Raw genomic sequence first — 14,664 nt, 5'->3', positions numbered from 1 at the left:
TACAAATGTTGTATAATTTTCACATAAAATAAACGGGATGCTTTATGGACATATATTTGATACTTTTAATAGCTAGCGGTGTAGTGATTTTAATTTTGGCATATCTGTATTTAACAACTATGCAGGAAAAAAATAATTTACAACTTAGATATGCGGTATTAAATAGTCGTTATGAAGAGGAGATTAAATTTTCAAAAGAGAAACTTGATATTATGCAAAATGCAAAAAAGGAACTCTCACAAGAGTTCAAACTGCTGGCAAATCAGATATTTGAAGATAAATCAAAAAAATTCGACTATACACATAAAAAGCAGTTTGAAATGCTGCTTCGTCCTTTTCGTGAACAGATCACAAACTTTTCGATGCAGTCTCGGGAACAGTTTACTTATGAGACTAAAGAGAGACACCTTTTAAAAGATGAACTCTTACGTTTAAAAGAGATGAATGAACAACTCTCTCAAGAAGCACTGAACCTTACAAATGCACTAAAGGGTGATAATAAAGCACAGGGAAATTGGGGTGAGATAGTATTGGAACGTATTTTGGAAGAATCAGGTCTTCGCAGAGGTTTTGAGTACGAAACACAGACAACTTTGAAATCTTCAGAAGGTAATATTTATCGTCCGGATGTAATTGTTCATCTTCCCGAGCAGAGAGACATCATCATTGATTCCAAGGTTTCTCTTGTAGCATATGAAAGGTTTATGAGTGAGAATAATCCCGAAGCCAAAGCCAAGGCTTTAAGAGAACATATACTCTCTATCTCTTCTCATATAAAAGGGCTTAGTTCCAAAAAGTATGATAAACTTGATGGCATAAATACGCTTGATTTTGTACTTCTTTTTATGCCTATAGAGGGGGCTTTTTTGCTTGCGCTTGAGCAAGACGGAGAGTTTTTCAAAAGGGCGTACGATAGTAATATCTTGGTTGTCTCCCCCTCTACTTTACTCGTCACCTTAAGGACGGTAGAACATATCTGGCGCACACAAAGACAAGAAGACCATGCAAAAAAAATCGCACTAGAAGCTGAAGCAATGTATGAAAAACTGGTTTTATTTGTAGAAGAGATGCAAAAAATAGGTTCATCACTACAAAAAGCTCAAGACTCTTATGATACTTCAATGAAAAGACTTAAAACGGGTAAAGGAAATATTATAAAACGTGCCGAGAATATGGTTGAATTAGGGCTCAAACCTAAAAAAAGTTTAAATATTTTAAGTGAGGATGAACTATGAGAGTAAATGAAAAAAAAATAATTCCTTATCTTATCGTCCTTGTTCCGCTTACCTTGGTCTTAACGGCGAGTTTTTTTATAACAACATTTTATATTGATAAAGTAAGTGCTTATTTTCGTCATGTAAAAGAGCGTTCTATTAAAGAACATATTGAGTCAAAAAAAGCAAAAAGTGAGATATGGGCAGAACAACTTAATCTTCTATTTGATTATAAATACAACAGATTGGAAGAAGATATAAAAACTGAACTTTCACAAAGGGTAGACATGGCATATGAAAGTGCCAGATTTATCTACGAAAAATATGAGGGTAAAAAAGACAAAAGAGAGATTAAAGAGAGGATAGTAGATGCACTCAATCAGATGACATACAGTGCAAAGAAAGATTACATATTTATAGCTGATTTTAACGGTAACAATGTACTCTCAAGAAGTCCGTTATTAAATCAAGAAAATATAAGTGGATATGTAGATGTTGACGGCAGGTCTATTATTCTTGAAGAGATACAAAAAGTTAGAAAAATAGGAGAAGGTTTTTTAGAAAGTAATTTTTACTCCGGTGCAGGCAAGGAGGTTATTTTAGTGAAAAATCTGGATATGTATGACTGGTATATAGGCTCATCAATAAATGTTTTACAAAAGCAAGAGTCTTTAAAAGAAATTCTTTTGAGCATGGTAAAAAGTATTCCTATAGACAGTGCGGATTTCATGGGACTTTATGATGGGAGAAAACCAATATTTTTATCTAAAAACATGAGAGAGTTTTTAGGAGAAGAATCACTTGAAGTAATAAGTAAAAATCTATCTAAAAAATCTACATGGTATAAAGATACACTGGATGGATATTACTACTACAGTAAGTATTATGAGCCTCTTGATTGGTACTTGGTTTATGGCTTTGGAATCTCAAAGATGAGTAAAAAAGAGTTTAACAAACAGCGTGAACTCGAAGTGATGTTGGATAATGAGTTAGAATTTATTATGAAAGCTTCTGCATCTATAGTTGTTTTTGTAGTCATTCTCTCACTGCTATTATCTAGAAAAATCAATCAGATTTTTTCTCAGTACCAGATGGAAGTTCAGACAAGAACAGATGAACTTGAAAAGTTAAACCAGTCTTTGGAACAAAGAATCTCAGATGGGCTTAAAGCTCATAGGGAAAAAGACAAGATGCTCATTCAGCAGTCCAAGATGGCAGAGATGGGAGATATGCTGAGTATGATTGCACATCAATGGAGACAGCCTTTAAATCAGATGTCATATCTATTTATGAATATCGAATCCGCATATGAGTATAAGGAATTGACTAAAGAGTATCTTGATGAGAAGCTAAGAGAGGGTAATAGTCTTTTGGAGTTTATGTCTATGACAATAGATGATTTTAGAAATTACTTCAGACCTGACAAGGATAAAGAATTTGTTCTTGTGAGTGATTTAGTAAACACAAGTGTATCATTGATGCAAAAATCACTTGAAATAAGCGGGGTGTCGGTAGAAGTAGAAGCAAAAGGAAGAAACCTGACGCATATTTATAAAAATGAGTTTATACAAGTTATGTTAAACCTGATTAAAAATGCTAAAGATATTCTGGTTGATAAGCAGGTTCAAGACCCTAAGATAACTATCAACTCAAATTGTGACAGCGAAAAACTGATTGTTGAGGTGTGTGATAACGGCGGAGGAATAGATGAGGCTATTATAGACAAGATTTTTGACCCATATTTTTCTACAAAAGATAAGCAAAGCGGAACTGGACTTGGTCTTTATATGTCAAAGATGATTATAGAAGAACATCTTAATGGAAAGTTGAGTGTTCGTAATTCTGAAGAAGGTGCCTGTTTTAAAATAGAGGTTTAGTTTTTTATATTAAGCATATGTTGTTTTAAATAGTATAGAATTCGGAAATATGAAATCAATTAAGAACAAAATATTATCGGTCTTACTGTTTACCTTCGCATTTTTTGTCATGCACGACTACGTTGTTGTCGATCATCACGTAAGTTCAAAATATGAATTGTGTCATTTAGAATATGATGAGCAGACTGCGGATGTAAAAGCACATCTGCATGAGGCTATTCATACTATATTGGCTGTTAATTTTGAAAATGAATTGATATTTCAACCTAAACTACCGGATGCTAAACCCGCAAGTTCTATAACCGGTTTTACCTCTCACATTAATTTTGTTCCTCAAAGACCCCCTCTAAGTTAACCTTTTTTCTATTTATATATATTATTTTTAAAAAAGGTTAAACAATGAAAATTAAACTATTTTTAGTGATTTTCTTAGCCCTTAATGCCTATGCTCAAAATTTATCAGAAATTTTGGATTCTATGCAAAAGAGCAGAAAAACACTCTCAATTACACAAAGAACTTATTCGGATATAGCTCAAAATGAGCTGTTTACAACTCAAGAAGCACCGGAAATAGGATTAAGCCTCTCTCACGCAGACGAGAATACAAATGATGGTTTGGAATATGGAGTAGGAATCTCCCAAAAGCTGGCACATCCATTTTCATCTTCAAATAAAAACGCAGCTGTAGACTCTTTAAACAAAGCACTCAAACAACGTACAAAACATGAACTTCACGTGCTCAGCTTAGAAGTATCATCAAGATATCATTTGGCTTGTGTCTCAAAAGAGATGAGTGATGGGGCAGACTTATTGTTTAAAGAGCAAAGCAGCAGGTTCAACCAGCTTCAGAAAGCTTATGAACTAGGTGAGATTTCCAAAAAAAATCTTCTTTTTAACAAATTGGATTTAGCAAAACTGCATCAAAGGGTAGCTTTGCATAAAAGAGAGTATTTGGCAGAACTGTCATATTTGCAAGAAGCAGTTGACAATCTGAGCATAGATGAGTTGTCTTGTGATGATTTAGTAAATATTTCGAGGGAGATTAAACTAAACAATATTGATGAACATGGAGAGATTAAAGAGATAACTTACCAGCAAAACTCTGCAAAATCTTTTTATAATGTATATACTTCAGCATTACAATCCATTGGATATGAGTTATTATATGAAGAAGAGCTGGATAAGACTCGTTATACCTTTGGAATTAGCATTCCCATTGGAGCCGCTACTTCTCAAACTCAAAAACAACAAGCCCAATATCTGCATAAAAAATCATCACTTGCAGCAGAGAAAGAAGCACTGATATCAGAGATAATAAATGCTTCTAAGTCATTGCAACTTAAAATAGAAACACTTTATGATGAATACACGCTTCTTAATGAAGATATATTACCTATGAGCCTTGAGCTTAGAGAACTTTCAAAATCTGCTTTAAGTGAGGGAGAGGGCACTATTATGGAGTATTTAGATGCTACACGTTCTTATTCGGAGAACTTTTTAGAGATGCTCGAAATTAAAAAAAATTATTATTATGAGCTTTTTGAACTTTACAAAAAAGCCGACTTGGATTTAGGAGAAACGTTATGAAAAATTTATTTACTTTATTGGTTATAAGTCTTAATCTGTTTGGGGCTGGTACTATTGAGATCTCAAAAAAACAACAAGATGATTTAGGCGTGAAATCGCAAGAGGTTACTAGAATCAACTCAATCTCAGTCGGTCCTTATAACGGAGTTGTTTCATTGGATAAAAGAGATATTATATTCATAGGTTCGACTGTAGACGCTGTTGTGCAAAACATATATGTGAGAAAATTGGAACATGTTAAAAGAGGAGAAAAACTCTTAACGCTTAAAAGTAATGAACTGTTAAATCTTCAAGAAAAGTATATTAAATCACATATACAAAGCATAAATATAGATAAGAATTATGAGAGAAATAAAAAGCTTCAAAGTGATGGGATAATCTCTCATAAAAAATTATTAGAGTCGCTTCAAGAGAAACAGAGTATTGATTTAAAAGTTAAACTTAGTGCAAACGAATTGCTCGCGAGTGGTTTTAACCACGATATGCTTCAAAGAGTGCAGAAAACACATCAGCCAATTGTGCAGATAAATATTCTTGCATCAAGAGACGGAGTCATAAATAGCATAGATGTAAATATAGGCGAGAAAGTAGAATCAAACCGCAGTATGATGCATCTCTTTGCAGACGGCAAAAGATTTATAGAAATTAGTGTCCCTGTAAAAACCGTATCAAGCCTGTCTGTTGGGGACAAGTGTCTTTTTTCATCGTATAGTGCAAAGATAACGGCTATTTCAAATGTAGTAAACAGTGAATCTCAATCACTTCAGGTAAGAGCCTTAATCGAAGATGCCAAAGATATTATGATTAACAGAATATATCCGGTTGAGATTATAAAAAATATCAAAGGTGCCGTAAAAATAAAAAAGAGTGCCTTAGTCTTTGAGGATAATAAATCATATCTGTTTAAGAAAACAGCTACAGGTTTTACCGTAGTGCCTGCTGAGATAGTAAAAGAGGGTGATAATTGTTACATAGTAAAAGCTGATTTAAAAGAGGGTGACCATGTAGCTGTAACCTCTACATCGGCACTGCTAAGCGCTATGGATATTTCGGATGAGTGAGAGATTTGTAAATTTTGCCCTTGGGCAAAAGGTATTAGTCCTTTTAATCGCAACTGCTGTTCTTTTCTTTGGAGCATACTCCATGTTCAAGCTGCCTGTAGATGCATACCCTGATGTTGCACCGACGCAGGTAAAGATAATCTTGAAATCTTCAGGTATGACACCTGCCGAAATGGAAGCTAGGGTTACTATTCCGGTTGAGCAGAATATGCAGAGTATTCCTGATCAGAAGATTGTAAGGTCTTTGTCTAAATACGGTTTATGTGACATTACCATTGATTTTAAAGACGGAGTGGATATTTATTGGGCAAGACAGCAGGTTGCTCAAAGACTCAGTGAAGTTCAGAGCTCCCTTCCTTCAAACATTACCGGTGGTCTTGCTCCTATAACTACACCGCTTGGTGAAGTTTTGATGTTTACTATTGAATCAGAGAGTCTTGATCTGGAGCAAAAAAGAACTCTTCTTGACTGGGTAATCAACAAAAGAATTCGCTCAATTGACGGAGTAGCTGATACAAATGCACTCGGCGGTTATGTCAAGACATATGAGATAGTTCCTGATTTTGCAAAGATGAAACTATATAAAATAAATATGAAATATTTGCAAAAAATCTTAAGCGAGAATAATAAAAATGACGGAGTAGGAAGGCTCTCCATCGGTGAGCAAAGTCTTTTTATCCGTTCAGAAGGAAGACTTAAAGATATAAAAGATATCTCAAACCTGATTGTAAAATATGAAAACGGCAGAAATGTCAGAGTCTCTGACATAGCAGAAGTAAGAATAGGATCTCTTACCAGAGGCGGATTTGTAACAAAGGATGGAAAAGAAGAGGCAGTTGAGGGTTTGATACTCTCAAGAAAAGGCGTAGATACATCAGGTCTGTTAAAAAGAGTAAAGGCTGAACTTAAAAAGTTAGAAAAAGATTTACCAAAAGGTACAACTATCAATATCTTTTATGATCGCTCAGACTTGGTCTCAAAAGCCATAAGTACCGTTTCAAAAGCACTTTTAGAAGCACTCGTTTTAATCGTAATCGTTCTGTATATATTTTTAGGGAACTTTGCATCTGCGTTTAGTGTGGCAATTATTCTGCCTTTTGCCGGAATGATGACGTTTATTGCTATGAGCTATTTCGGCATCAGCGCAAATCTTATGAGTCTCGGAGGTTTGGCAATTGCTATAGGTATGCTCGTAGATGCAGGCGTTGTCATGGTTGAGAACATCAGTGAGCATCTCTATGATGAAAAACACAAAAACGAACCTAAACTGCACTTGGTCTTGACATCTGCAAAAGAGGTTGCCAACCCGGTATTTACTGGTATTTTAATTATCATCATAGTCTTTTTGCCTCTTTTAACATTAGAGGGACTAGAAGGTAAACTATTTGTTCCTGTAGCTCTCAGTATTGTGTTTGCACTTACTTCATCTCTTATCTTGGCACTTACATTTATACCTGTTGTGAGTTATTATGTTTTAAAACAGACTCCACACGCCAAAGTTCCTATGATGGTATTTTTAGAGAATAAATATGAGAGTGTCTTAAAATACTCACTAAGGCATCAAAAGCTTGTTTTCCTGGGTGCTGGAATATTGTGGATACTGGCAGTGGGTGCTTATACTCAGGTAGGAAAAACTTTTATGCCTACTCTGGATGAGGGTAATGTGATTATAGGGATAGAAAAAAATCCTTCCATTTCACTAGAAGCCAGTAAAGATATAGACTTAAAGATTCAACAAAGTCTCATGCGTGAAGTCCCTGAAGTTATATCGATTGTCGCCCGTGGCGGTAGTGACGAGATAGGGCTTGACCCGATGGGGCTTAACGATACGGATACGTTTTTGGTACTCAAACCTAAAGCGGAGTGGAGAGTTCCGTCAAATGAGTGGCTGCTTGATGAGTTTAGAAAAGTCTTGGATGGCTTTGTCGGTATAGAATATGGATTTACACAGCCGATTGCTATGAGAATCTCGGAGATGCTAAGCGGTTCACGCGGTGATATAGTAGTCAATATTTACGGAGATGATACTCAAAAATTAGAGAGCATTGCCAAAGATGTCTTCAGGATTACAGAATCCATAAAAGGCAGCAGTGATGTCTACAAAAAGGCGAACGAAGGTGTGGCTTACTGGCAAGTAGAGTTTAAAGATGATGCCATGGCACGTTACGGAGTCAGCAGAGATGAGCTTTCATCATACCTTCAAGCCAGTGTAAATGGTGTTGAAGTAGGGGTTATCCAAGAAGGTCTTAGACGAATATCTCTCATGATAAAGGGTTCTGAGACTCTGCAGACAAGCATGAGTAAAAATATTGATTTGCAATATGTGCTTGACAATGGAAACAGCGTTGAGATAAATGAGTTGGTAGACTTTAAAAGGACGCAAGGACCTGTTCAGATAAACCATGAAAACGGTATGAGAAAAAGTTTGATCCAAACAAATGTCGTTGGTCGCGATCTAGTGAGTTTTGTGGATGAATTAAGCACTAAAATCGAAAAAGAGATAAAACTTCCTCAAGGATATTTTATAGACTTCGCGGGAGAGTACAAAAACCAGCAAAGGGCTTCTAAAAGACTATCTTTCATAGTTCCTCTTAGTATAGGTCTTGTATTTATCTTGTTGCTTATGACCTTTAAGTCCTCTCTGCAGGCATTTTTAGTCTTACTCAATATCCCTTTTGCTCTTATTGGCGGGGTATTTGGTCTTTACGTTACAGGTGAGTACATGAGTGTTCCCGCAACTGTCGGTTTTATAGCACTGATGGGGATAGCTGTTTTAAACGGGGTTGTGATGCTTAATTATTTTAATTATTTAAAACATAGTGTAAAAGACTCTTTAGAACTTGTTACAATAGGCTCAATAAGAAGACTAAGACCGGTTTTGATGACGGCTTCTATCGCAGCACTTGGACTTATTCCGATGTTATTTGCGACGGGTCCAGGCTCTGAGATTCAGAAACCTTTAGCCATTGTTATTATAAACGGTTTAGTATCATCGACATTTTTGACTTTGGTGTTGCTGCCTATTTTATATCATAGGTTTGTTTTGAAAAGCAGAGATTAAATTGTAGAAGATTATTTGCTGTATATGTGGAGTTTGTAGCCACTGCCTGAAACGTTCTCGATTGAGTTTGGCGGTACTTTTTTTCTTATACCCCGAACAAGAGAGCGGATGGCATCTTGGCTCATTCCGTCATATGGCCAAATAGCGTTTTCAATCTCTTCATACTTAACTACTCTTGTGTGATGATGAGCCAAAAGATCAAGAAAAAGGGTCTCATTCTTGGTCAGTTTGATCTCTTTGTCGCCTTCGTAAATTACTTTTTCATAAGCATTGTATTTACACGTAGAAGAGAGTAATAAGTTAAACTTGCTTTTATCCTCCATGAGCTCCATAGATCTTTCAAGTGCGCCTATGAGTTTTTCTTTTGTGATGGGTTTAATGATGTACTTTACAAGTTGCAGTTCTACCGCTTTAAGCAGATAGTCTGTGTCCGAGTGTGCGGTAGCGATAATAATCTGAACATCTTTATCGTTAGCTCTGATATAACTTGCCATATCGATGCCGTTTAAACGAGGCATACTGATGTCTGTTATGATGATATCAGGTTTATGTTCTTTCCAGATGCTGATGGCTTCTTTTCCGTCTTTTGCTTCTAGTACTTTTTTGCAAACTCTGTTTAGATATTCAACAGCACTTTTTCTGACCATCTCTTCATCCTCGACATAAAGAACGGTGAAGTTTTTTAGAATATCTTTCATATTTTATACCTCATTTTAGGTATTATACACTTATGAAAATACAAACACAATATAATTATGAAAAAACATGGACGACAACAAATGAGGCAGATCTTCTTAGAATAATAGAAGAAGAAATAGGAGATGCAGACCCAAAAGGCACTCTTGAATATGTAAAAGAAGCTATCAAGGGCGGAAAAATAATAACCGTAGGCAGCTGTAGATTCAAAAAGGAGGAACCGCAAAATGTTTCAAAATAGCGATATAGCAAAGCTGATAATCAGACTTAGTCTCGGCATTATGATGTTGTTTCACGGTGTTGAAAAAATAATACACGGCATCGGCGGTGTAAAACATCTCACAACCAGTGCTGGACTGCCTGAGTTTTTGGCTTACGGCGTTTATATAGGCGAGGTCGTAGTGCCTATTTTTATCATTCTTGGACTTTATGCCAGAGTCGCATCTGTGGTCTTGGCACTAAATATGACTATGGCAATCTTCTTAGCCTACGGGAATTCGCTCTTTGAGTTAAACAAATACGGAGCACCTGTTTTTGAGCTTCCGTTTTTTTATTTTATTTTATCCGTAGTTGTATTTTTACTAGGTAGTGGGAGATATGCCGTAAACGCTAAGTAAGGTTTTATAAAGATTACTATAGAGTTATAGATGGTGCAAACTTTATTTATAACTTAGGATCAAAGATGAAACCCGGTTTAAAGAGTCTGTTTTTTTTAATATTGGCACTGACTTTATTTCCAATTTATAATATCTATATTAAAACCCAAAACGGTATTAAAGACAATAAAATAATACTTGGTCAATCAACTGCTATGACAGGCTCTGCATCTAGTTTAGGTAAACCTTTTTATGATGGGGCATATGCTTATTTTAACTACATAAACTCACAAGGTGGAGTAAACGGAAGACAAATAGAGCTGATAACCTATGATGACAAGTATGAACCTTCACTCGCAGTAGAAAACAGTCTAAGACTTATTAATAAAGATAAAGTGTTTGCTCTCTTTGGAGAGATGGGCACACCTACCTCAAAAGTGCTCTTAGATGTTATTAACAAATATAAAATACCCTATCTGACACCATATACAGGTGCAGAATTTTTAAGAGAACCATTCAATCCTCTGGTCATAAACTTTAGAGCAAGTTATTACGCAGAAACAGAAGCCCTCGTTAAGTATTTGGTTGAAAAATTGAAGATGAATAATATTGCGATTTTTTATCAAAATGACAGTTATGGTAAAACAGGACTAAAGGGAGTTGAAATTGCATTAAAAAAGAGACATCTAAAGCTTAGTGCAAAAGGAACTTATGTAAGAAATACTCTCTCTATCACAACCGCATTGAACTTTATTAAAAAAGCCGATCCACAGGCCGTGATTATTATAGGAGTGCATAAACCGAGTGCTCATTTTATAAAGCGTGCTAAAAAAGAGGGACTTAATAAGACTGTTTTTGCTGCAATGTCAGCCATTTGGAGTGAGTCTTTGGTCTCTGAATTAAAAGAAGATGTAAATAATCTTATTATCTCACAAGTTGTTCCTCTACCTTGTTCTTCATCAAATGCGGCAGTAGCGGAATATAGAAGGATATTTCAAAAAACTCATCCTGAAGAAGTTTGTGATTTTGTATCTTTAGAAGGATTTTTAAGTGCAAAACTTGTTGTTGAAGCACTAAAGTCAAGTGAGGAGAGATTAGATAGAGAAAGTTTTGTAAAAAGTTTTGAACAACTGCCCGCAGATGCATTAGAGGGACTGAAAATAAGTATGTCCAAAAATGACCATCAAGCTATGGACAGTATATACCTTACAACTTTTAAAGATGGCAGGTTGATAGCCATCGAGGAAGATAAGTAAATGAATTTTCTAGATAGGCTGACTATAAACACAAAATTAAATTTACTGATATTTATGACAGTTATATCTATCTTGACTATTACCGCAGTCTCTTTTTATATACATTTGGATGATAGAAATAAGGTAGACCATATATATATAAGCCATGTTGTACCCTTAGTAAGCCTTGAAGAGATAAAAGACATATACAATATCAATATATTAGATACTATTAATGAAAAAAAAGTAGGCAATATTTCAAAAGAAGACGCTTTAGAAGTTCTGGAATTGGCAAAAGAAATATTACAAAAAAAATGGAACCAATTTTCATTAAAAAATATGGACGATGAGGAAAAAGAGCTATTTGCGTATGCTAAGAGAGATTATATGAAAATAATATCTTTACTGAAAAACAGTGACAATGTTATTAAAGATACATATGGCAAAGACACAGGACAACTAAAAGATATTATCAGCCATGCTAATATAAGGCTAAATGAATATATAAAATTTCAGCTTGAATTATCAAATAAAGAAAAATTAAGTTCAGATTATAAATACAATCAATTAATGATATATGCAATAATTTTTATATTTTTAATGAGTGGGTTGTTTTATCTGTTTTCTCTAAAAATCAGAAATAATATTAACTCATTGAATGAAGAATTAGTTGCTGCTAAAGAGATAGCAGAAGAGAGTGCAAAAGCAAAAGCAGAGTTTTTGGCAACAATGTCTCATGAGATTAGAACACCGATGAATGGTGTCATAGGAATGTTGGAATTGTTGATGAACACCAAGCTTGATTATGGCCAGAGACATCAGGCCTCTTTGGCCCAAAGTAGTGCGAAGACACTCCTATGTCTTATAAATGATATTTTGGACTTTTCGAAAGTTGAAGCAGGGAAAATGGACCTTGAATATATCGATTTCAACCTTAGAGATGAGCTTGGCGATTTTGCAGAGACCATTGCTTTTAGAGCACAGGAAAAAGGCGTCGAAGTTGTTCTTGATGTAACAGAGATTGAAAAAAACATAATAAATGCAGACCCGGGAAGAATACGTCAAATATTATCAAATGTTGTAGGAAATTCTATCAAGTTTACTTCTGAGGGGTATATCCTTATAAAAGTAAGTTTGAACAGCGAAGATGTAAATAATACAAGATTGATTATGGAGATAACTGATAGCGGCATAGGTATCCCGGAAGATAAAATTGATATTTTGTTTGATTCTTTTTCCCAAGTAGATGCTTCAACAACAAGGAAGTATGGCGGTACAGGACTTGGTTTGGCAATTGTGAAAAAACTGATAGAATTAATGGACGGTACCATAGAAGTTAAAAGCGAACTTCGCAGGGGAACTACTTTTAAAATAGATATATCTGTAAATCTCAGCAATGACTTTTCTATAGTAAAACCGCATATTATGATAGAGAATAAAAAGATTTTGATTGTAGATAAAAGTTGGTTAAATACAGATGTTTTAAAAAGACAGTTTATAAATTGGGGAATTAAAGTAAGCAGTGCAACAGATTCAAAAGAAGCAATACAAATGCTCAAAGAGCACAATTTTGATATAGTATTTATAGATATGAATATGGAAGATATTGAGGATAAAGAACTTATTCGTGTAATCCGAGATAATCCGGATAATGATAAAACCAAGTTGATTATGATGACTTCGCTCATAGAAAGAGGAGATTCAGATGTTTATGCAAAGATGGGTATTGACGCATCTTTTTCAAAACCCGTTACTACCAAGAATTTGCTCTATGCACTCAGCTCATTGTTCAAGAGCAGAGAAACTATAAATGTCCTTTCTGAAAATAGTGATAAACAAATAACTTTTGATAAAAATATAAAGATACTTTTAGTAGAAGATAATCTAACAAACCAAATAGTTGCCAATGGGATATTGGGAAATATTGGACTTAAAGCAGATGTTGCAAATAATGGAGTTGAGGCTTTAAAATTTTTAAATAAATCTAAAAAAGAATATGACCTTATTCTCATGGACTGTCAGATGCCAGAACTTGACGGGTATGAAACAACAAAAGCCATAAGAGAAGCACAAGCAGGTAGAAATTATGTAAATACACCGATTATAGCAATGACGGCTAATGTAATGCAAGGCGATAAAAATAGGTGTATAAATGCAGGAATGAATGATTATATAACTAAACCTATAGAGCCGGAGCATCTGCAAAAGGTATTGAAAAAATGGCTTAAAAACAGCGGTGAGGCAGATATGGAAACTGTAGAAAACAACATTAACAAAACATTGTGCATATGGGATGAAGCCAAAGCTTTAAAGCGTTTAGGCAACTCAAGAGAACTTCTTGATAAAATAGTTGCTATATTTATAGAAGACACACCTAAGTCCTTAGAAGATTTAAAAGATGCTATAGATGCCAAGGATGTAAACGCTATAAAACTTCATGCACATACAATAAAAGGTTCATCAGGAAATATCGGTGCAACGGAGTTACAGGAGTATGCAAAAGAGATAGAACTAAACTCAGAGACTATGCAAAGTAAAGAACTTTATGAAAAAACTGCTGTTCTCAAGCGCAAGACTTTAAAATTACTAGAAGTTTTAAATGCTTACCTTAAAGATGCAGGCAATAAAACCTAAGGATGAGGAACTTTTATTTTAGAGTTTAGGCTCCATCCGATAATTATCATAAGAACTATGACTGCGATTGCCGGCAAAATCTCATAAGCATGAGTAAGATATACCAGCCATAGTAAGATAGCCCCCAGTGGAGTCGGTACTCCTGTGAAAAACTTATCTACTTTTCCCGCATCTGTATTAATATTAAAATGAATAAGTCTTCTTAAGCCTGAAATTACATAATAGATGCTGACAACTGCTGCGAACGGTATCAATAAGCCAGAAAGAGAGGTAGAATAAACTGCTTGAAAGATTAAAAACACAGGGACTAAAACAAAACTCAAAAAGTCCGCAAAACTGTCTAGTTGTACTCCAAACTCATTTGATAAGTTATACTTTCTGGCAATTTTTCCGTCAAATATATCAAAAGCACCGCCAATCCATGCAAGAACAATCGCTAAAACAAAGTTGTTTTGAGTGATGAAGTAAGTAGCAAGAAGACCGGCTGTTATGTTTACAAATGTGAAAAGGTTTGCCAGATTAAAGTGAGAAGTAGCCTGATATAAAAATTTCATAAATTACCCTGAGTAAAGTTTTGATGTAATTATATCTCTTATAATGCTATTAATCAATTTATTATCTGCACATATGTAGTAAAATATAATTTATCTTACATGTAATAATAATGATAATTTATATCATTATTAAGAAGGCTTTAAGTTGA

Annotated in this window: 12 protein-coding genes; 10 read left to right on the top strand and 2 right to left on the bottom strand. The window is 34.8% G+C overall.

Going from position 1 to position 14,664, the window contains the following annotated elements:
• Positions 1 to 44 precede the first annotated feature (44 nt).
• Genes ABYK18_RS02420 through ABYK18_RS02395 form a run of 6 tightly spaced genes read left to right on the top strand, consistent with a single transcriptional unit; the run spans position 45 to position 8,800 of the window.
• Positions 45 to 1,235, top strand: coding sequence for a DNA recombination protein RmuC (locus tag ABYK18_RS02420; RefSeq protein WP_373035013.1), 1,191 nt, complete (start codon positions 45 to 47; stop codon positions 1,233 to 1,235).
• A complete protein-coding gene (locus ABYK18_RS02415; protein WP_373035012.1) occupies positions 1,232 to 3,091 on the top strand; it encodes a cache domain-containing protein in 1,860 nt (619 codons plus the stop codon). Before ABYK18_RS02420 ends, ABYK18_RS02415 begins: the two co-directional genes overlap by 4 nt.
• 49 nt (positions 3,092 to 3,140) lie before the next feature.
• Positions 3,141 to 3,446 (top strand): hypothetical protein, encoded by a 306-nt coding sequence (locus ABYK18_RS02410; RefSeq protein ID WP_373035011.1) that lies wholly within the window; start codon positions 3,141 to 3,143, stop codon positions 3,444 to 3,446.
• A 44-nt stretch (positions 3,447 to 3,490) separates the two neighbouring features.
• Positions 3,491 to 4,678 carry a TolC family protein gene (locus ABYK18_RS02405; protein ID WP_373035010.1) on the top strand — a complete coding sequence of 396 codons (1,188 nt, stop codon included), beginning with the start codon at positions 3,491 to 3,493 and terminating at the stop codon, positions 4,676 to 4,678.
• Complete coding sequence (locus ABYK18_RS02400) at positions 4,675 to 5,739, top strand: efflux RND transporter periplasmic adaptor subunit (RefSeq protein ID WP_373035009.1); 1,065 nt, start codon at positions 4,675 to 4,677, stop codon at positions 5,737 to 5,739. The genes ABYK18_RS02405 and ABYK18_RS02400 overlap by 4 nt, the downstream gene beginning before the upstream one ends.
• On the top strand, positions 5,732 to 8,800 hold the full coding sequence (locus tag ABYK18_RS02395; RefSeq protein WP_373035008.1) for an efflux RND transporter permease subunit: 3,069 nt from the start codon (positions 5,732 to 5,734) through the stop codon (positions 8,798 to 8,800). The genes ABYK18_RS02400 and ABYK18_RS02395 overlap by 8 nt, the downstream gene beginning before the upstream one ends.
• Positions 8,801 to 8,811: 11 nt before the next feature.
• On the opposite strand, the gene ABYK18_RS02390 is transcribed toward ABYK18_RS02395, so the two are convergent.
• Positions 8,812 to 9,498, bottom strand: coding sequence for a response regulator transcription factor (locus ABYK18_RS02390; protein ID WP_373035006.1), 687 nt, complete (start codon positions 9,496 to 9,498; stop codon positions 8,812 to 8,814).
• Between the two features lie 32 nt (positions 9,499 to 9,530).
• Between ABYK18_RS02390 and ABYK18_RS02385 the strand changes: the two genes are divergently transcribed.
• The 4 genes from ABYK18_RS02385 to ABYK18_RS02370 all read left to right on the top strand — a co-directional run bounded on the left by ABYK18_RS02385 (position 9,531) and on the right by ABYK18_RS02370 (position 13,961).
• Entirely contained in the window at positions 9,531 to 9,737 is a 207-nt protein-coding gene (locus ABYK18_RS02385; protein ID WP_373035005.1) for a hypothetical protein, read from the top strand.
• On the top strand, positions 9,724 to 10,113 hold the full coding sequence (locus ABYK18_RS02380) for a DoxX family protein (protein ID WP_373035004.1): 390 nt from the start codon (positions 9,724 to 9,726) through the stop codon (positions 10,111 to 10,113). The genes ABYK18_RS02385 and ABYK18_RS02380 overlap by 14 nt, the downstream gene beginning before the upstream one ends.
• Before the next feature lie 65 nt (positions 10,114 to 10,178).
• Positions 10,179 to 11,348 carry an ABC transporter substrate-binding protein gene (locus ABYK18_RS02375; protein WP_373035003.1) on the top strand — a complete coding sequence of 390 codons (1,170 nt, stop codon included), beginning with the start codon at positions 10,179 to 10,181 and terminating at the stop codon, positions 11,346 to 11,348.
• A complete protein-coding gene (locus ABYK18_RS02370; RefSeq protein WP_373035002.1) occupies positions 11,349 to 13,961 on the top strand; it encodes a response regulator in 2,613 nt (870 codons plus the stop codon).
• Here the strand turns inward: ABYK18_RS02370 and ABYK18_RS02365 are convergent.
• Positions 13,958 to 14,515, bottom strand: coding sequence for a phosphatidylcholine/phosphatidylserine synthase (locus tag ABYK18_RS02365; protein ID WP_373035001.1), 558 nt, complete (start codon positions 14,513 to 14,515; stop codon positions 13,958 to 13,960). The genes ABYK18_RS02370 and ABYK18_RS02365 overlap by 4 nt on opposite strands.
• Positions 14,516 to 14,664: the final 149 nt, after the last annotated feature.

Origin of the sequence: Sulfurimonas sp. (assembly GCF_041563495.1) — a bacterium.
Lineage (GTDB): Bacteria > Campylobacterota > Campylobacteria > Campylobacterales > Sulfurimonadaceae > Sulfurimonas.
The sequence above is the reverse complement of the archived record's forward strand: the minus strand, read 5'-3'. Positions and strand labels throughout refer to the sequence as shown.